Raw genomic sequence first — 18722 nt, 5'->3', positions numbered from 1 at the left:
CGAAAGCCGATGCGGCTGCCGGCGCTGACGCCGCTGGTCAGCTTGAGGAGGGAACCGCCGGGGCCGCCACCTTCTGCGACCACGCCGAGATCGACCAGGCCGTAGACGCTGACCGCCGATTGTGCGGCGGTGCCGCCGGAGACGGCAGCCAGCAGCGTGAACATGGTCATGGATTTTTTCATTTCACTCTCCAGGAAATTGAATTGTTGTCGACGTTATGGAATGGCGCCGGATATGCACGTTGAATGCACGTTGAAAAAGCAGGCCGCCCATCGATGACGCAATCGTGTCGCTCCACCGTGAACGTCCGGCGCCGCTCTCGTGAAGCGGGGCCGGAACTCGCGTAACGAGGCCTGACGGGGGATATCCGGGCCGGATACAGCGCGGCGGTGAGTTGCAAGCGGTGTGCCATGACGGCAGGAGAGGCGTACAGGGCGGATCCTGCGGGGAGAGGGCAGGAGAGGGCGTCAAGCTTCTTTACGAATGTAAAGCGCCCGTGCGTAAAGATTCTTTACGTGTGATGGCTTATCGCCGATGCGCGAGCAGCCGGTATTCCCCCGGCGAGGCGCCTGCCCATTTCTTGAACGCGCGGTGGAAGGCGCTGGCTTCGGCGAAGCCCAGTTCCGCCGCGATTTCCGCCACGCTCTTTGTCGTGTGGCAGAGGTAATCGATCGCCATGTCGCGCCGCAGCTGGTCCTTGATCGCCTGGAAGGATTGTCCCTCGTCCTCCAGGCGGCGGCGCAGCGTGGACGGGGTCATGTTGAGGGTCTTCGCGATGAATTCGAATTCCGGCCACTCGTCGCTGCCGGCAGCGCGCAGGCGCCGCCGGATCTGCGCGGTGAGGCTGTTCGTGTTCTTGTACTTGAGGACGATGTTCGCCGGCGCATTGCGCACGAATTCCTTCGCCGTGCGCTCGTTCTGGATCACCGGCAGGGCGAGGTAGGAACGGTCGAAGCGGATGGAGGTATAGCTTTCGTTGAACGCCAGTTGTTCGCAATACATGAATGCGTATTCGGCGCTGCGTGAAGGTTCGGGATAGGCGAAGGCCGCCGCGAGGAGCGGGATGCGCCGGCCGATCAGCCAGCACGCAAGGCCGTGCTGCAGCATCAGCAGGGTCTCGTAGCCGAAGACGCGTGGCGCGGCGGGGCCGGGCGTCTCACGGATGGTCAGCAGCGCCTGGCGGCCTTCGGTTTCGAGTGCGCAGTGGAAGTCGTCCAGGATGAGATTGAAGAATTTCGTCATCCGCGTCAGGGCGGCGGACAAGGTGTCGCAGCCCACCAGGATGTGGCTGAGCATCGCGAAACTGCCGACCTTCATGCGCCGCGAATCCTGGTCGAACAGCTCGTCGTCCAGCACCCGCGCCACGGCCAGCCACAGCGCGCTGAAATTCTGCGCGGTGACCCTGCCCTGGGGCGCCTGCAGCACAGCAGCGGAAATGCCGGCTTCCCGCAGCAGCGGCTCGATGTCGATGCCGCGCGCCAGCACCGGCTCCAACGCCGACCGTACAAAGTAAATCGAAACACTGCCTTTTTGCATTGCGCAAGTCTACAAGCAAGAGACGGCCATGCCGCCAAAAGTTATCAAAAAGCAATCACATATGACCAAACTTTCCATCATCTATGGAATTTTTCGGCATCGTCGTCCATGACGCCGCTTTCTATACTTTGCCCAGACTCCATTATCCGTCCTTGCAAAGGCCATTCCATGACAGACCTGTCCGAATCCACGAAGCTCACCGAATACAAGCCGGCCAACAAGGTCCGTTTCGTGACCGCTGCCTCGCTGTTCGACGGCCACGACGCCTCGATCAACATCATGCGCCGCATCCTGATGTCCAACGGCGCGGAAGTCATCCACCTCGGCCATAACCGTTCGGTCGACGAAATCGTCACCGCGGCGCTGCAGGAAGATGCGCAAGGCATCGCCATTTCCAGCTACCAGGGCGGCCACGTCGAGTACTTCAAGTACATGATCGACCTGTTGAAGCAGCGCGGCGGCGCGCATATCAAGGTATTCGGCGGCGGCGGCGGCGTGATCGTGCCGTCCGAGATCGCCGACCTGCATGCGTATGGCGTGGCGCGCATCTTCAGCCCGGAAGACGGCCAGCGCCTCGGCCTGGCAGGCATGATCCTGTCCATGATCCAGATGTGCGACGTCGATCTTTCCACGTATGCACCCACCAGGCTGGAATCCCTGACTACCGGCGAGATCATCGAGCGCCAGCGTCCGCTCGCGCAACTCATCACCGCACTGGAAAACGGCAAGGTATCCGCGAAACTCAAGACCGAACTGCACAAGGTTGCCGACACCATCCAGACGCCGGTCCTCGGCATCACCGGCACCGGCGGCGCCGGCAAGTCTTCGCTGACCGATGAACTGATCCGCCGTATCCGCCTCGACCAGGACGATGCGCTCAACATCGCGGTCGTGTCCATCGACCCGTCCCGCCGCAAATCCGGCGGCGCGCTGCTCGGCGACCGCATCCGCATGAATGCGATCAATCCGTGGAACGGTCAGTCGCGTGTCTTCATGCGCTCGCTCGCCACGCGTGAGGCAGGACTGGAAATTTCAACCGCGCTGCCCGACGTGATCGCCGCCTGCAAGGTGGCGGGCTTCGACCTTGTGATCGTCGAGACCTCCGGCATCGGCCAGGGCGACGCGGCGATCGTGCCGCATGTCGACCTGTCGATGTATGTGATGACGCCGGAATTTGGCGCCGCGTCGCAGCTGGAAAAGATCGACATGCTCGACTTCGCCGATTTCGTCGCGATCAACAAGTTCGACCGCAAGGGCGCGCAGGATGCGCTACGCGATGTCGCCAAGCAATACCAGCGCAACCGTGAACTGTTCTCGAAGAAGCCGGACGAGATGCCGGTGTTTGGCACGCAGGCTTCGCGCTTCAACGACGACGGCGTGACCGCGCTGTACCAGGGCTTGCTGCCGAAGCTGACTGAACTCGGTCTCAAGGCTCGACCGGGCAAGTTGGAACCGGTCAACGTCCGCTTCTCGTCCGGCAAGAATGCCATCGTGCCGCCCGCGCGCACCCGCTACCTCGCCGAGATTGCCGACACCGTGCGCGGCTACCACAAGAACACCGCGAAGCAGGTCAAGCTCGCCCGCGAGCGCCAGCAACTGCAGGAAGCCAGGCGCATGGCAGCTGCCTGCAACAAGGCGGCCGACCTCGACGACCTGATCGTCGAGCGCGACAATGCAATGGACGCAGTCGCCAAAAAACTCCTCGCATCCTGGCCCGACATGAAAGCCGCCTATTCCGGCGACGATTACGTGGTCAAGATCCGCGACAATGAAATCCGCACCCGCCTCGTGCAAAAGACCCTGTCCGGCACCAAGATCCGCAAAGTGGCATTGCCGCGCTATGAAGACGAAGGCGAAATCCTGCGCTTCCTGATGGCGGAAAACGTCCCCGGTTCCTTCCCCTATACCGCCGGCGTCTTCCCGTTCAAGCGCGAGGGCGAAGACCCGACACGCATGTTCGCGGGCGAAGGCGACGCCTTCCGCACCAACCGCCGCTTCAAGCTGGTGTCCGAAGGCATGGATGCGAAGCGCCTGTCGACCGCCTTCGACTCGGTCACGCTGTACGGGGCCGACCCGGCGCCGCGCCCCGACATCTACGGCAAGGTCGGCAACTCCGGCGTGTCGATTGCCACGCTGGATGACATGAAGGTGCTGTATGACGGCTTCGACCTGTGCGCGCCCAATACCTCGGTGTCGATGACGATCAACGGCCCGGCACCGACCATCCTCGCGATGTTCATGAACACCGCGATCGACCAGCAGCTCACGAAGTTCAGGCAGGAAAACAAGCGCGACCCGGATGCGGAAGAAATGGCACAGCTGAAAGCCTGGGTGCTGAAAAACGTCCGCGGCACCGTGCAGGCCGACATCCTGAAGGAAGACCAGGGGCAGAACACCTGCATCTTCTCGACCGAGTTCTCGCTCAAGGTGATGGGCGATATCCAGGAATATTTCGTCAGGAACCAGGTCCGCAATTTCTATTCAGTCTCGATCTCGGGTTACCACATCGCCGAAGCCGGCGCCAACCCGATCTCGCAGCTTGCGTTCACGCTGTCGAACGGCTTCACCTTCGTCGAAGCGTATTTGGCTCGTGGCATGCACATCGATGACTTCGCGCCCAACCTGTCGTTCTTCTTCAGCAACGGCATGGACCCGGAATACACCGTGCTCGGCCGTGTTGCCCGCCGCATTTGGGCAGTCGCGATGCGCGACAAGTACGGCGCGAATGAACGAAGCCAGAAGCTGAAGTACCACATCCAGACGTCCGGCCGCTCGCTGCACGCGCAGGAAATCGACTTCAACGATATCCGCACCACGCTGCAGGCGCTGATCGCGATCTACGACAACTGCAACTCGCTGCACACCAATGCGTATGACGAAGCGATCACCACGCCGACCGACGAGTCGGTGCGCCGCGCGCTGGCGATCCAGTTGATCATCAACCGCGAATGGGGCCTGGCGAAGAACGAAAACCCGAACCAGGGCGCGTACATCATCGAGGAACTGACCGACCTGGTGGAAGAGGCGGTGCTGCAGGAATTCGAGCGCATCGCCGAACGTGGCGGCGTGCTGGGCGCGATGGAAACCGGCTACCAGCGCGGCAAGATCCAGGAAGAGTCGATGTATTACGAGCAGCTGAAGCACGACGGCACGCTGCCCATCATCGGCGTCAACACCTTCCGCAACCCGAAGGGTGAAGCGATTCCGCAATCGCTGGAGTTGGCGCGTTCGACCGACGACGAGAAGCAGTCGCAACTGAAGCGTCTGGCCGACTTCCAGACACGCAATGCGGGTCAGGGACCGGCGATGCTGCAGCGCCTGCAGCAGGCGGTGATCAACAACGAGAACGTGTTCGCCGTGCTGATGGATGCGGTGCGCGTGTGCTCGCTGGGCCAGATCAGCAATGCGCTGTTTGAAGTGGGCGGCCAGTACCGCCGCAACATGTAAATCCGAGGGAAAACAATGAGCCAATATCACCCCCCGCTGAAAGACCTTGCCTTTCTTCTTGGCGATGTCTTCGACTTTGACCAGCATGCGCAGCATTGCGGCATCGACTGCGACACCGGCACCGTCCTTGCCATTGCGGAAGAAGCCGGAAAGTTCGCGAGCGAAGTCATCGATCCGCTCAACGCCGGCAGCGACAGGAACGGTGCAAAATGGCACGACTCCGTCGTCACCACGTCGCCGGGCTACCGCGAAGCGTATGCGGGCTTCTGTGAAAGCGGCTGGAACGGCCTGCGCTTCCCCGAGCAATATGGCGGGCAGGGCTTGTGCTCGGTGGTCGCCACTGCCGTCGATGAAATGTGGCATGCGGCCAGCCTGAGTTTCGCGCTGTGCCCGATGCTGACCAACGGCGCCATCGAGGCGCTGCTGACCGCAGGCAATGACGCACTGAAGGAAACCTACCTGGCCAAGCTGGTCAGCGGCGAGTGGACCGGCACGATGAACCTCACCGAGCCGTCGGCCGGATCCGACCTTGCGGCGGTGCAGTGCAAGGCGCTGCGACAGGAGGACGGCAGCTACCGAATCCACGGCCAGAAGATTTTCATTACCTACGGCGAGCACGACCTTGCTGAAAACATCATCCACCTCGTGCTGGCGCGCACGCCGGACGCACCGAAGGGCGTGAAGGGCATTTCGCTGTTCGTGGTGCCGAAGTTCATGGTGAATCCGGACGGCACGCCGGGCAGTCGCAACGACGTGCGCTGCGCGTCGATCGAGCACAAGCTGGGCATCCACGGCAGCCCGACCGCCGTCATGCTGTTTGGCGAAGGCGAGGGAGCCACAGGCTATCTCGTCGGTGAAGAAAATCGCGGGCTGGAATACATGTTCATCATGATGAACGAAGCACGTTTCTCCGTCGGTCTGCAGGGCTTGTCGGTGTCCGACCGCGCGTACCAGCATGCGCTGGCTTATGCGCTGGAGCGGGTACAGGGACGCGCGGTTGGCGAAGCCACGACCGGCACCATCATCCGCCATCCGGATGTGCGCCGCATGCTGCTGGGCATGAAGAGCCGGATCGAGGCGATGCGCGCGCTGGCCGTGTACGTTTCCATGCAAAAGGATCTCGCGCATTCCAATGCGGCGGCCAGCGGCAAGGCGAAGGCAAGGATGGAATTGCTGGTGCCCGTGCTCAAGGGCTGGCTGACCGAATCCGCGCAGGACCTCACCTACGATGCGGTGCAGGTATTCGGCGGCATGGGCTTCATCGAAGAGACCGGCGCGGCCCAGTATTACCGCGACGCGCGCATCCTGACGATTTACGAAGGCACGACCGCGATCCAGGCCAACGACCTGGTCGGCCGCAAGACCCAGCGTGATCGTGGTGAGGCAGCGTTCGCACTGATTGGCGACATGATGGCCGACGTCAAGGTGCTCGGCGAGAATGGACATCCGGCAGCGCAGCGCCTGTCGACTCGCCTGGCAAGCGCATGCGATGCGCTGCGCAGCGCCGTCAACTGGATCATCGAATCGCAGGAGTCCGCACCGCGCGCAGTCTATGGCGGTTCGGTTCCCTACCTCCACCTGTGGGGCACGGTGGTCGGCGGCTGGATGCATGCGCGCAGGTTGCAGGCGGCATTGCGCAAGGATGGCGCCGAACTCGCGGCAGTCGCGCACTCGGCATCCTTCTTTGCCGCCCACGTGCTGGTCAACGCGCCGGCACTGGCTGCCACGATCAAGGAAGGCGGCAGCAGCGCGCTCGACTTCCCCGATACCGCCTGGCTGGAGTGATCGCCGTGACGCGACAGCAAATCCGCGATCTCAAGCGTGCGGTCTCGCACGAGAGCAACAAGAACGCGATGCTGGCCCTGCTGGAACGTTCGGTCCGCTTCGGACACAAACGTCTGGCGCTGATCCGCTGCATCCAGGCGGAGCGCCTTGGCATCCCGCTCTCGCGGGAAATCCTCAATTATTGCCAGGACGTAGCCGACAGCCTGCCGGTTGACGCCCTGCAAAAGGTCGTCAGGCAAGCCACTTTGATTGGCACCGTGCATTGACCGGAGAGCGGACATGGGAAACAGGCTTACAAAGATTTATACCCGCACCGGCGACGACGGCACCACCGGCCTCGGCGACGGTTCGCGCATCGACAAGGACAGCTTGCGCGTGCAGGCGATGGGCGAGGTCGACCACCTGAATGCCTTCATCGGGACGGTGCTGAGCCAGGCGGACGTTCCGGCAGCGGTCAGGGATTACCTGGCCGACATCCAGCACGACCTGTTCGACCTCGGCGCCGAGTTGTGCATACCCGGCAGCGCGCGGATCACGCCGGAGCACGTCACGCGGCTCGAAGTGCAGCTCGATGCATTGAATGCCAACCTCGGTCGGCTGGAGGATTTCATCCTTCCCGGCGGCACCCCGGCGGCGGCGCAGGCGCATCTCGCCCGGACCGCCTGCCGCAATGCCGAGCGCGCGGTGCTGGCCCTGGCGAGGGAATGGGCGGGCGTCAACGCACCGTTGCGCCGCTACCTCAACCGCTTGTCGGATTTCCTGTTTGTCACCGCCCGCGAACTGAACCGTTGCGCGGGACGGAAAGACGTAGTGTGGGTTCAACGAAAGGGACAGCAATGCAGCAAGACACCATCCTGATCCGCCGCGAAGGCCGGGTCGGCATCCTCCAGCTCAACCGCCCGGCGCAGCTCAACGCGCTGAATGACGAACTCATGGATGCGCTCGGCGCAGCGCTGCTCGGCATGGATGCCGACGACGGCATCGGCTGCATCATCCTGACGGGCAGCAGCAAGGCGTTCGCGGCCGGCGCGGATATTTCCGCGATGCAGTCGAAGACCTACATGGACGCGTTCCGCCAGAACTTCATCGGCCGCAACTGGGAAACCATCCTGCGCGTGCGCAAGCCGGTTATTGCCGCGGTTGCCGGCTATGCGCTGGGCGGCGGTTGCGAGCTGGCGATGATGTGCGACTTCATCATCGCCGCCGACAATGCAAAATTCGGCCAGCCCGAGATCAAGCTCGGCACCATTCCCGGCGCCGGCGGCACGCAACGGCTTCCGCGCGCCGTGTCCAAGTCGAAGGCGATGGACATGGTCCTCACCGGCCGCATGATGGATGCAACGGAAGCGGAACGCGCCGGGCTGGTGTCACGCATCGTGCCGCTGGAAAAGCTGGAAGAAGAAGCGCTCGCCGCCGCAACGTTCATCGCCTCCATGTCGCTGCCCAGCGTGATGGCCGCCAAGGAATGCGTGAACCGCGCCTATGAAAGCACGCTCGCTGAAGGCGTGCTGTACGAGCGCAGGAACTTCCATGCGCTGTTCGCAACGAATGACCAGAAGGAAGGCATGGCTGCATTCCTCGAGAAGCGCAAGCCGGAGTTCCGGCATGACTAGCGCAGGCTTGCTCGCATCGGCGACCCACCTGATCGCCGGGCGGCGCGCAGTGCGGGCGTTCCAGCCCAAGCCCGTTTCGGAAGAGGTGATTGCCGCTGTCATCGAGCTGGCGCGCCACGCGCCGTCCGGCTCCAACACGCAGCCATGGAAGGTGTATGCAGTCACCGGCAGCAAGCAAACCGGCATCATCGATCGCCTGCGTGCCGCCTTCGACGATCCCGAAGCGGCGGAGCGTCATGTGGAAGAGTACGACTACTATCCGCGCGAATGGCATCCGCCTTATCTCGAGCGGCGGCGCAAGGTGGGCTGGGACCTGTACAGCCTGCTGGGCATCGCCAGGGAAGACAAGCAGCGCATGCATGCGCAGCATCGGCGCAACGTCGAGTTCTTCGATGCGCCAGTCACGCTGTTCTTCACCATCGACCGCATCATGGGCAAGGGCAGCTGGCTGGACTACGGCATGTTCATCCAGAACGTGATGCTGGCTGCGCGCGCGCATGGCCTCGCGACCTGTCCGCAGGCGGCGATCAATCCCTTCCATGCCATCCTGCGCGAAGAACTCGGATGGCCCGATTCGGAGATGCTCGTATGCAGCATGTCGATCGGCTATGAAGACCACGACGCGCTGATCGGCCAGCTGAAGACCGAGCGCGCGCCGGTGGAATCCATCCTGAAATTTTTTGACTGAGGCAGAGCACTATGGAAATCAAGACGGTAGGCATTATCGGCGCCGGGCAGATGGGCAGCGGCATTGCGCAGGTCTGCGCGGTTGCGGGTCTCAACGTCATCCTCAATGATGTGAACGAAGCTGCCATCGCGCGCGGGATCGCAGGAATCGCAAGTAACCTGGAGCGCATGGTGGCGAAGCAGAAGCTGTCGGCGGACGACAGGGATGCAGCGCTGGCAAGGATCCGTGGCGCCGTACAGGTCGAGGAACTGGCGCCGGCCGGCTTTCTTATCGAGGCGGCGACGGAGAACCTCGAGATCAAGCAAAAGATCCTGCAAGGTGTGGAACGCATTGCTTCCCGCGACAGCATCATCGCGACCAACACCTCGTCAGTATCGATCACCAAGCTGGCGAAGTCGCTCGAGCACGCGGACCGCTTCATCGGCATGCATTTCTTCAATCCCGTGCCGGTGATGGGGCTGGTGGAAGTCATCAGTGGCGTGCAGACCGGCGAACAGGCGCTTGCCGAGACGCTGGCGCTGGCGAAGCGCCTGGACAAGACGCCGATCGCGGTCAAGAATGCGCCGGGCTTCGTCGTCAACCGCATCCTCGTGCCCATGATCAATGAAGCGATCTTCGTGCTGCAGGAAGGCTTGGCGAGCGCGGAAGACATCGACAATGGCATGAAGCAGGGCACCAACCAGCCGATCGGACCGCTGGCGCTGGCCGACCTGATCGGCCTCGATACGGTGCTGTCGATCATGGAAGTGTTCTATCGCGACTTCGGGGATACGAAGTACCGGCCTGCGCAGCTGCTGAAGGAAATGGTGGATGCCGGGCGCCTGGGTCGTAAGACGAAGCGAGGGTTTTACCAGTACTGAGACCTCGGCGAAACAAAAAGCCCGCGATGCCGCGGGCCTTTTGAAGAAACGACGCCAGATTATTTTGCAGGAGCAGAAGCCGCTTTCGCTGCGACGGGGGCGTCCGCCTTGGCGGCCGGTTCAGTACCTGCTGCCTTGGCTTGATCTGCCTTCTTCGCGACGTGCTTGCCATGCTTCTTGGCATGGACCTTCTTTGCTGCTTTCGCTTTCGTTGTTGCCGCTGCGGGCTTGGCAGCTTCAGTCGTGGCTGCGGGTGCGGCAGTCGAAGCGGGGGCAGCAGGCGCAGGATTTTGTGCACTCGCGACACCAGCAACGGCGAACAAGGCTGCGATCAGAAGGGTCTTTTTCATTGTGGTGCTCTCTTTCCTATTCAAGACAAGGAAGACGTTTCCTTGTTACCTCGAATAACGAAGGCGGTTGAACTTGCGATGACCAGGCTTACAAATTGTTGCAAGTGAAATTGCGCGACATGCGCACTTCACTTTGCTACGTGAACGAGCAACGTTCTCCTGGTTGCCAGATTCCGGCCCGATGCGGTTTGTGTTGCATCGGGCCGTCTTGCTTTTGGCGATGCGTGAGGTGGTAAAAAATTGCGCGTGGACTGGCGCTTTTCATCATTGGCGAGACCATGCCGGCGTCCCTAGAATTTGTTACCCCTGCGTTACACGCCAAAAGGAAAATCATGTCCATCTTCGAATACTTCATGTTTTGCTGGGAACTCAGCAAGTGGTCTGCGCCAGTCCTGGTCGACACACTTCCCGACAACCTTATCGCTGACGAGATCTGATCATGTCCCAACACTACGGCCCGCGCGAGGCGATGGAATACGATGTGGTGATCGTCGGCGGCGGGCCCGCCGGCCTGTCGGCCGCCATCCGCATCAAGCAGCTTGCGGCCGACAACAATACCGAGGTGTCGGTCTGCGTGCTTGAAAAAGGTTCGGAGGTCGGTGCCCACATTCTCTCCGGCGCGGTGATGGATCCTGTCGCGATGAACGAGCTCTTCCCCGACTGGAAAGAGCGCGGTGCGCCGCTCAATACCGAAGTAACGGAAGACCGCTTCCTGTTCCTGACCGAAAAGAAAGCGGTCAGGACGCCGGAGTGGGCATTGCCTGCCTGCTTCAAGAACCACGGCAACTACGTGATCTCGCTGGCCAGCGTGGTGCGCTGGCTGGGGCAGCAGGCGGAAAGCCTGGGTGTCGATATCTTCGCCGGCTTTCCCGCCGCCGAGGTGCTGTACAACGACGATGGCTCGGTCAAGGGTGTCGCTACCGGCAACATGGGCGTCGACCGCCACGGCAAACCGACCGACAACTTTCAGCCCGGCATGGAACTGCATGCGAAGTACACCTTCTTTGCGGAAGGTGCACGCGGGCATCTCGGCAAGCAGCTGGTGGCGAAGTTCGGCCTGGACAAGGGCAGGGACCCGCAGACCCATGCGATCGGCATCAAGGAACTGTGGGAAATCGATCCTGCCATGCACAAGCCCGGCCTCGTGATCCATACCGCGGGCTGGCCGCTCGAGGCAGATACCTATGGCGGCTCCTTCCTCTACCATCTCGAAAACAACCAGGTCGCGGTCGGTTATGTAATCGGCCTCGCGTACCAGAACCCCTGGCTGTCGCCGTACGAGGAATTCCAGCGCTACAAGACGCATCCGGAAATCCGCAAATTCTTTGAAGGCGGCAAGCGCATTTCCTACGGCGCCCGCGCATTGACGGCCGGCGGCCTGCAGTCGCTGCCCGAGCTGGTCTTCCCCGGCGGCGCGCTGGTCGGCTGCGATGCCGGCTTCCTCAACGCATCGCGCATCAAGGGCAGCCACGCGGCGATGAAGTCCGGCATGCTGGCCGCCGAAGCGGCATTCGAGGCCTTGCTGGAAGGGCGTGCGCAGGATGTGCTTGCCGCCTTCCCGGAAGCCTTCCGCCAGTCATGGCTGCATGACGAACTCCACAAGGGACGCAACTTCAAGCCGGCGATGGCGAAGGGGCTGTTCACGGGTACGGTCTTGGTCGGCATCGACCAGGTGCTGTTCCGCGGCAAGGCGCCATGGACGCTGCGGCACAAGCATGCAGACCATGCCTGCCTGCGTCCGGCGAGCGAATTCCAGCCTATCCGCTATCCGAAACCGGACGGCAAGCTGACCTTCGACCGGCTGTCGTCGGTGTTCATTTCGAATGCCAACCATGCCGAGGACCAGCCCGTGCATCTCACGCTGAAGGATCATGGTGTGCCGGTGAATGTCAACCTGGCGAAGTATGCGGGGCCGGAGCAGCGCTATTGCCCGGCGGGCGTGTACGAGTTCGTGACGGGGGACGGCGGCGAGGACAGGTTGCAGATCAATGCGCAGAACTGCGTGCACTGCAAGACTTGCGATATCAAGGATCCGACGCAGAATATCGTGTGGGTGACGCCGGAGGGGGGCGGCGGGCCGAGTTATCCGAATATGTAGGGGTGGGTGCGGGAGCTTGCTGTCGATCCGCGGACATGTCTCTCCCCGTCATTCCGGCGAAGGCCGGAATGACGGGGAGAGAGGGCGGGAGGTTGAAAGTAGCCTCCCGCATGCAATCACTCAGGACGCAAAATCCTCCTCGCGATACTCTCCACTCCTCCTCGCATCCCCCAACTCCAGCTTGCGCAATTCCACCCTTCGGATCTTCCCCGAAATCGTCTTCGGCAACTCCGCAAACTCGATACGCCGAATCCGCTTGTAAGGCGCGAGACGTTCCTTTGCGAACCTGAAAATCGATTGCGCGAGTTCATGCGTCGGCTCGTGACCGGCACGCAGCGTGATGAATGCCTTCGGCACGGAGAGACGCAACGGATCGGGACTCGGCACAATCGCCGCTTCCAGTACCGCTTCATGCTCGATCAGCACGCTCTCCAGTTCGAACGGGCTGATGCGGTAGTCGGACGACTTGAACACATCGTCGTTGCGGCCGATGTAGAACAGATAGCCGTCTTCATCCCGGCTCGCGGTGTCGCCGGTGTGGTAGTAGCCTGCACGCATCACTTCGGCGGTCTTCTTTTCTTCGCCTTCGTAGCAGCGCATCAACCCGATCGGACGCGGCGTCAGCGTGAGCGAGATTTCGCCGGTGTCCGACGGCGCATCGTCATGGTCGAGCAGCGCGACCGTGTAACCCGGCAGCGGTCGCCCCATGGAACCCGGCTTGAGCAGCTGGCCCGGCGTGTTCCCGACTTGTGCGGTCGTCTCGGACTGGCCGAAACCATCGCGGATGCGGATGCCCCAGGCCGATTCGACCTGCTCGATCACTTCCGGGTTCAGCGGCTCGCCGGCACCGACCAGTTCGCGCAGCGGCACCTTGAACTTGCTCAGGTCTTCCTGGATCATCATGCGCCACACCGTCGGCGGCGCGCACAGCGAAGTCACGCCGCAGCGGATGATCACTTCCAGGCAGTTGCGCGCATTGAAGCGCGCGTAGTTGTAGACGAAGACCGTAGCGCCGGCATTCCACGGCGCGAAGAAGCAGCTCCACGCATGCTTGGCCCAGCCGGGCGAGCTGATGTTCCAGTGCACGTCGTTCTTCTTCAGGCCGATCCAGTACATCGTCGACAGGTGGCCCACCGGGTAGCTTTGGTGCGTATGCAAGACGAGCTTGGGCTTGGATGTCGTGCCCGAGGTGAAGTACAGCAGCAGGGGATCGTCGGCCAGCGTGATGCCGTCCGCTTCGAAGCACGTGTCTTCACGCTCACTGTCCTCGTACGCTTGCCAGCCTTCGGCCGCGCCGCCGACGGCAATGCGGGTGTAGTCGCCGGCCAGCGTGGAAAACTTCGGCGTTTCGCTCGCCTGCGCAATGACGTGTTTGACGGCGCCGCGCTCCAGGCGGTCTGCCAGGTCTTCGGGGGATACCAGCATGGTGGTCGGCACCATCACCACGCCCAGCTTGATGCCGGCAAGCATGGTCTCCCAAAGTTCGACGCGGTTCGGCAGCATGAGCAGCAGCCGTTCGCCGCGCTTGACGCCGAGACGGCGCAGGTAGTTCGCGACGCGGTTGGAACGCGCGGCCATCTCCGCGAAGGAGATTTTCTGCTCGCTGCCGTCTTCTTCGACCACCCACAGCGCGGGTGCATGGTTGTCCTTTGCCTGGACGTCGAACACATCCAGCGCCCAGTTGAATTCGGTCAACTCCGGCTTGCGGTATTCGCGATAGGCAGTGTCGTAATCGTCGCGGTATTGCTGGAGGAAATCGCGTGCCCTGAAGAAGGCTTCGCTGGCTTGACTGTTGCTCATGCTGTGTCTCCGTACTGGTAAGAATCAATGACGTCCCACTCCGGGAAAATTATAGGAGCGCGTTGCCGACAAGGCTGTCATTGCGAGGACAAAGTGCGCTCACGCGCCTCAATCTTCGTCGTAGGTTTCCAGCCCCGATCTATCGAGGATGGCAATCTTTCCGTAATCGAGATTGATGAGCCCGAGCTTGCTGAGCTTGATCAATACCTTGTTCGTGTAGGGACGCGACAGGCCGCAGAGCAGCGCCAGCTCGGTCTGGTTCAGCGTCACGGTATGCGGGAGGTCCTGCGGCTCATCCTGCGCCAGCATGCACAGCACCCTTGCGACCTTGGCTTCCGGATCGACGAGGCGGTCGACTTGCAGAGAGAAGATGAAGTGCCCGAGCCGGTTATTCATCCGATCGATGAGGAAGTGGCAGAACTGCAGGTTCGATTTGTGCAGGGACAGGAAAACGGCGCGCGGCACGCAGGCGATTTTCGAATGGCTCAGCGCGACAATGTCGTACAGGCGGATGCCGCCCTTCAGTACCGATCCTTCGCCTATCCAGTCGCCGGCCGTGATAGCGACGTACGAGGTCGGCTTGCCGCTCTTCGACGTTACCGACACCTTCACGAAACCGGAGATGACGCCATACCAGACATCGGCGGTGCCGCCGAACTGGCAGACATGACTGCCGGCGGGAACGGTGCGCATGAAGGACGACCGGAACAGCAATGCACGTTCCTCTTCCGACAGGCCGGGAATGAACGGTTGCTGGTTCAGGAAGTTATTGAGAACGTCCACGGCATTTCCACCTGTTGCCTATGCGTTGCCGATTCTAGGAAGCGCGGTTGCCGGGCACAATGATATTAACTGCCACAAGCGATGCGAATTTTGACCACCCGCCCGGCCAGGTAACGATGCCGCGTTCATTCGGCCATGCTTGTCAGTCTTGCACGACCGGAGCGCCGCTTCGTTGTCAGTCTTTTCAGACACGCGGGCGCAATTTTCCATTTCTTGACTACTGTCAAGCGGGCCGCGCACTTCACGGGTTCAGCATGTGCAAAACCTGCTAAGGTACTTGTATCAGTGTGACCAACTGTAGATAATCACCTTGGACGCTGCCTCCAAGTCGCAGCAAGTGCCATGCATGAACGGCAAACAGTCCTGAAGCGTGCCTGCCAAGCGGCGCGCTCTCCTTGATGTCTCCAGCGCCGAATCAACGCGCTAACTGTCCTCACACACGCATTCCTCATCGCGGTCGCCGCCCTGTTCGCGTCACCGGCATCGATAAGCTGACCTCGTCGGCGCTTGGCTTCATTTACTAACTGGCCGCCTGAATCGGTGCGCGCGTCGACTTGCGTCGATGCCGGCAGCAGATGGACGCGGCGGAAATCGATCGCTTGCAGGAAATTGCAGCGCAATCGGCAGCGATCCCCGAGAACAAGGAGTTAACGTGAAAATCAAGGACATGAAAATCGGCGTCCGCATGGGGACAGGATTTTTCCTGATGCTGGCCTTAATGATGGTACTTGCCGCCACAGGCGGAACCGGCATGAGCCGTGTGAATACGATTCTCGACGACGTTATTGAAAGCAACGTCCGCAAGATGAACCTGGTGCAAACCATGTCGGAATCGGTGCACATCGTGGCGCGCGTATCGCATTCCATGGTAATGCTTAACGATAACGCGCAGATCGAAAACGAGTATGCAAAAATCGTCAAGGCACGCAGTGACTACGACACCGCAATTACCGCGCTCTCCGCAATTTCTACCGAAGATGCCGAAAAAGCCATTCTCGCCAAATTGAAAGACGCGCAGGAAAAAATCCGCCCGATCAACAACAAGGTGTTTGAACTGGCCAAGGCTGGCAAGGACGCGGAAGCCACCGAGCTGCTCCTTACGCAAGCGGCGCCCGCGACGCAACACTGGCAGGACATCCTGCATGAAAGCATCAGGCTGCAAGAGGAAAACAACAAGTTCGACCAGCGAGAGTCAAAGTCGACGTATGAGTCGGCCCGGCTGCTGATGTTTATCCTCACTGCGGTGGCGATCGCGTCCGGTCTCTTCATTGCGTTGACCACTACCCGCGGCATCACCCAGCCGCTGCGCGAGGCAATGAAAGTTGCGAAGGGAGTTGCCGAAGGCGACCTGACGCAAAGGATCATCGTCGACCGCAAGGACGAGACCGGGGAACTGCTTGCGTCGCTCAAGGAAATGAATGAAAGCCTGGCGCGTATCGTGGCCCAGGTTCGCACCGGGACAGATACCATTGCGTCGGCATCGAGCCAGATCGCCAGTGGCAACCTCGATCTCTCCTCCCGCACCGAAGAACAGGCCAGCTCGCTGGAAGAGACGGCCTCCTCGATGGAAGAGCTGACATCGACGGTCAAGCAAAACGCCGATAACGCGCTGCAGGCCAATCAACTCGCCAAGTCTGCTTCAGGCGTCGCGGTCAAGGGCGGCACCATCGTTTCGCAAGTGGTGGAGACGATGGGCGAAATCAACAATTCCGCCAGGAAGATATCGGACATTATCGGCGTCATTGACGGCATCGCCTTTCAGACCAATATCCTCGCGTTGAATGCAGCAGTCGAAGCCGCGCGCGCCGGTGAGCAAGGCCGCGGCTTTGCCGTGGTCGCGTCGGAAGTCCGTAATCTTGCGCAACGCAGTGCCGCCGCAGCCAAGGAGATCAAGGCGCTCATCAGCGATTCGGTCGAGAAGGTGGATGTTGGCGCCAGGCTGGTCGACCAGGCAGGTGAAACGATGAATGAAATCGTCGCCAGCGTGAAGCGTGTCACCGATATCATGGACGAGATCAATGCCGCCAGCCGTGAACAGGCGGCAGGCATCGGGCAGGTTAATGATGCCATTACCCAAATGGACCAGGTCACGCAGCAGAATGCCGCGCTCGTCGAGGAAGCCTCTGCCGCCGCCGAAGCGTTGAAGGAGCAGGCAGACGGCCTCGCGCAGACCGTCAGCGTGTTCAAGCTCGACAGTACCCAGCCGTCCACCGTTACGTCTGCTGCGAGACCTACCGTGGTTTCTCATCCCGCCCCGGCTAAACCCAGGGTGCAGGCGCCCCTCCGGGCTGCCTCCAGCGTCCGCATGGTAGCGAATGCCAGGGCCGCAACCGCTTCGGATTGGGAAGAGTTCTAGTCATCGAGGCCCCTGGTTTCCAGGGCCATTCCATAGCGGCGCATCTTCCGGTACAAGGTCTGCCGCGCGATGCCGATGCTTGCCGCGGCAGCGGCGATGTTCCCGTTCGTGGCACGCAGCGCGCCGCGGATGAGGTCCAGCTCGGTGCGCCTGATGCGCGACAACCCTGCGGACTCGTCTGGACAGTCTGATATTCGCTTCCTGCTGCCAGTAACTTCCTCGGGCAGATGCTCAAGCTCGATGCGCCCGCTGTCCTCGGCGTACAGCGATGCGATGCGCAGCACATGCTGCAGCTGCCGGATGTTGCCCGGCCAGGCATACGCAAGCAATGCCGACAGAGCGGCATCAGACAGCGCGGGCACTTCGTGTCCGGCATTGGCCTCGCGCAACAAGTGCTCTGCCAGCGACGCGATGTCGGTACGCTCGCGCAGCGCCGGCAGCCTGACATGCAGGCCATTGATCCGGTAGAGCAGGTCTTCGCGGAACTCGCCGGTGGCGACCAGACGCGAAAGGTCGCGGTGGGTCGCACAGACCACCGCGATATCGACGGTGATCGCCTTGCTGCCGCCGAGGCGGGTCAGGTTGCGCTCCTGCAGCACACGCAGCAGGCGGCCCTGGAGTTCGTACGGCATGTCGCCGATCTCGTCGAGGAACAGGGTGCCGCCGTCGGCTTGCTCCAGCTTGCCGGCCGCGCCGCCGCGCCGGCCTCCGGTAAAAGCGCCTTCCACGTAACCGAAGAATTCCGACTCGATCAGCCCGGCCGCAATCGATGCGCAATTGATCGCGACGAAGGGGCCGTGCGCGCGCGGTCCGCTGTCGTGCAGCAGGCGTGCCGCAACTTCCTTGCCGGTGCCGGTTTCGCCGGTCAGCAGCACCGGGATGTTGCGGGCATACGCGCGCCGGGCATGCTGCAGCATCAGCTCGACGCGTTCGTCCTGGGCGATCGTTCCGGGTTGCGGCGTGCGGGTGATGCGCGCGCCGGGCACGCTGCGCATGCCGCAGAGCGCGTCTTGTCGGAGTTCGCTGACATTGCCGGCACGCGCATGCAGCAGCAGGCCAGCGGCGCTCCGCAGTTGCACCGGTGCTTGCCGTGATACCCGCAGCCGGTCCATCGTCTGCTGGAAGGGCAGGTCGAACAGCGTGTCGAATGCAATATGCGTATCCGTCACTTGCATCAGGGCGAGCAGGTGGCGCGCGGTCTGGTTCATGCCGAGCAGACAGCCATCTTCCGACAATGCGAGCAAACCTTCGAGCGGCGTGCCGAGCATGTCGGAACGCGGGTGGATGCGGATGAAGATTGCGTCACGGGTGTCGTACACCAGCCGGTTCTCTACCGCGCGCGCCGCAAGCGTGAGCGCTTCCAATGCGATGCCGGTGTCATGGCTGCCGTTGCCGCTGGCATCGAG

At 61.8% G+C, this 18722-nt stretch carries 15 protein-coding genes; 9 read left to right on the top strand and 6 right to left on the bottom strand.

The genetic code is table 11. The annotated features are described in order from the left end of the window. On the bottom strand, positions 1-182 hold a 182-nt coding region (locus AYR66_RS28435), incomplete at its 3' end, for a porin (RefSeq protein WP_141104258.1). 343 nt (positions 183-525) lie between these two features. Continuing rightward, positions 526-1536, bottom strand: a complete 1011-nt coding sequence (locus tag AYR66_RS16460; protein WP_088708405.1) for an AraC family transcriptional regulator — start codon at positions 1534-1536, stop codon at positions 526-528. A gap of 168 nt (positions 1537-1704) precedes the next feature. Here AYR66_RS16460 and icmF point away from each other — a divergent pair, with 168 nt between their 5' ends. From icmF to AYR66_RS16425, 7 genes are read left to right on the top strand one after another with little or no spacing between them, the layout of a single operon-like run. Then, positions 1705-4983: a fused isobutyryl-CoA mutase/GTPase IcmF gene (icmF, locus tag AYR66_RS16455; RefSeq protein WP_088708404.1), complete on the top strand. Its 3279-nt coding sequence runs from the start codon at positions 1705-1707 to the stop codon at positions 4981-4983. Positions 4984-4998: 15 nt separating this feature from the next. Further along, on the top strand, positions 4999-6768 hold the full coding sequence (locus AYR66_RS16450) for an acyl-CoA dehydrogenase (RefSeq protein WP_088708403.1): 1770 nt from the start codon (positions 4999-5001) through the stop codon (positions 6766-6768). A 5-nt stretch (positions 6769-6773) separates the two neighbouring features. Continuing rightward, positions 6774-7034 (top strand): hypothetical protein, encoded by a 261-nt coding sequence (locus AYR66_RS16445; protein ID WP_141104088.1) that lies wholly within the window; start codon positions 6774-6776, stop codon positions 7032-7034. A gap of 13 nt (positions 7035-7047) precedes the next feature. Further along, on the top strand, positions 7048-7626 hold the full coding sequence (locus AYR66_RS16440; protein WP_088708401.1) for a cob(I)yrinic acid a,c-diamide adenosyltransferase: 579 nt from the start codon (positions 7048-7050) through the stop codon (positions 7624-7626). Beyond that, on the top strand, positions 7605-8381 hold the full coding sequence (locus AYR66_RS16435) for an enoyl-CoA hydratase (RefSeq protein WP_088708400.1): 777 nt from the start codon (positions 7605-7607) through the stop codon (positions 8379-8381). Before AYR66_RS16440 ends, AYR66_RS16435 begins: the two co-directional genes overlap by 22 nt. Beyond that, positions 8374-9069 carry a nitroreductase gene (locus AYR66_RS16430; protein WP_088708399.1) on the top strand — a complete coding sequence of 232 codons (696 nt, stop codon included), beginning with the start codon at positions 8374-8376 and terminating at the stop codon, positions 9067-9069. The genes AYR66_RS16435 and AYR66_RS16430 overlap by 8 nt, the downstream gene beginning before the upstream one ends. An 11-nt stretch (positions 9070-9080) precedes the next feature. After that, on the top strand, positions 9081-9929 hold the full coding sequence (locus tag AYR66_RS16425; RefSeq protein ID WP_088708398.1) for a 3-hydroxybutyryl-CoA dehydrogenase: 849 nt from the start codon (positions 9081-9083) through the stop codon (positions 9927-9929). Between the two features lie 59 nt (positions 9930-9988). Here AYR66_RS16425 and AYR66_RS16420 read toward each other — a convergent pair whose 3' ends face one another. Further along, on the bottom strand, positions 9989-10279 hold the full coding sequence (locus tag AYR66_RS16420) for a hypothetical protein (RefSeq protein WP_088708397.1): 291 nt from the start codon (positions 10277-10279) through the stop codon (positions 9989-9991). Positions 10280-10718: 439 nt separating this feature from the next. Here AYR66_RS16420 and AYR66_RS16415 point away from each other — a divergent pair, with 439 nt between their 5' ends. Next, complete coding sequence (locus tag AYR66_RS16415; protein ID WP_088708396.1) at positions 10719-12377, top strand: electron transfer flavoprotein-ubiquinone oxidoreductase; 1659 nt, start codon at positions 10719-10721, stop codon at positions 12375-12377. Between the two features lie 120 nt (positions 12378-12497). Here the strand turns inward: AYR66_RS16415 and AYR66_RS16410 are convergent, their stop codons facing one another. Both AYR66_RS16410 and AYR66_RS16405 read right to left on the bottom strand, forming a co-directional pair. After that, a complete protein-coding gene (locus AYR66_RS16410) occupies positions 12498-14177 on the bottom strand; it encodes an AMP-binding protein (protein ID WP_088708395.1) in 1680 nt (559 codons plus the stop codon). Positions 14178-14285: 108 nt separating this feature from the next. Beyond that, complete coding sequence (locus AYR66_RS16405; protein ID WP_088708394.1) at positions 14286-14960, bottom strand: Crp/Fnr family transcriptional regulator; 675 nt, start codon at positions 14958-14960, stop codon at positions 14286-14288. A 652-nt stretch (positions 14961-15612) separates the two neighbouring features. Here AYR66_RS16405 and AYR66_RS16400 point away from each other — a divergent pair. After that, positions 15613-17316 carry a methyl-accepting chemotaxis protein gene (locus AYR66_RS16400; RefSeq protein ID WP_234814919.1) on the top strand — a complete coding sequence of 568 codons (1704 nt, stop codon included), beginning with the start codon at positions 15613-15615 and terminating at the stop codon, positions 17314-17316. Here the strand turns inward: AYR66_RS16400 and AYR66_RS29630 are convergent. Beyond that, the coding region (locus tag AYR66_RS29630; protein ID WP_206047198.1) for a sigma-54-dependent Fis family transcriptional regulator at positions 17313-18722 on the bottom strand (1410 nt) is incomplete at its 5' end. The two genes, AYR66_RS16400 and AYR66_RS29630, sit on opposite strands and share 4 nt — an antisense overlap.

The sequence above is a fragment of the Noviherbaspirillum denitrificans genome (assembly GCF_002211445.1).
Lineage (GTDB): Bacteria > Pseudomonadota > Gammaproteobacteria > Burkholderiales > Burkholderiaceae_D > Noviherbaspirillum > Noviherbaspirillum denitrificans.
Note: the sequence above shows the minus strand (reverse complement) of the source record. Positions and strands in the feature narration are given on the sequence as shown.

Excerpts from the sequence above, each read along its gene's own strand:
- AYR66_RS16460 (WP_088708405.1), bottom strand. The coding sequence starts at position 1,536 with ATGCAAAAAGGCAGTGTTTCGATTTACTTTGTACGGTCGGCGTTGGAG.
- icmF (WP_088708404.1), top strand. The coding sequence starts at position 1,705 with ATGACAGACCTGTCCGAATCCACGAAGCTCACCGAATACAAGCCGGCC.
- AYR66_RS16450 (WP_088708403.1), top strand. The coding sequence starts at position 4,999 with ATGAGCCAATATCACCCCCCGCTGAAAGACCTTGCCTTTCTTCTTGGC.
- AYR66_RS16440 (WP_088708401.1), top strand. The coding sequence starts at position 7,048 with ATGGGAAACAGGCTTACAAAGATTTATACCCGCACCGGCGACGACGGC.
- AYR66_RS16435 (WP_088708400.1), top strand. The coding sequence starts at position 7,605 with ATGCAGCAAGACACCATCCTGATCCGCCGCGAAGGCCGGGTCGGCATC.
- AYR66_RS16430 (WP_088708399.1), top strand. The coding sequence starts at position 8,374 with ATGACTAGCGCAGGCTTGCTCGCATCGGCGACCCACCTGATCGCCGGG.
- AYR66_RS16425 (WP_088708398.1), top strand. The coding sequence starts at position 9,081 with ATGGAAATCAAGACGGTAGGCATTATCGGCGCCGGGCAGATGGGCAGC.
- AYR66_RS16420 (WP_088708397.1), bottom strand. The coding sequence starts at position 10,279 with ATGAAAAAGACCCTTCTGATCGCAGCCTTGTTCGCCGTTGCTGGTGTC.
- AYR66_RS16415 (WP_088708396.1), top strand. The coding sequence starts at position 10,719 with ATGTCCCAACACTACGGCCCGCGCGAGGCGATGGAATACGATGTGGTG.
- AYR66_RS16410 (WP_088708395.1), bottom strand. The coding sequence starts at position 14,177 with ATGAGCAACAGTCAAGCCAGCGAAGCCTTCTTCAGGGCACGCGATTTC.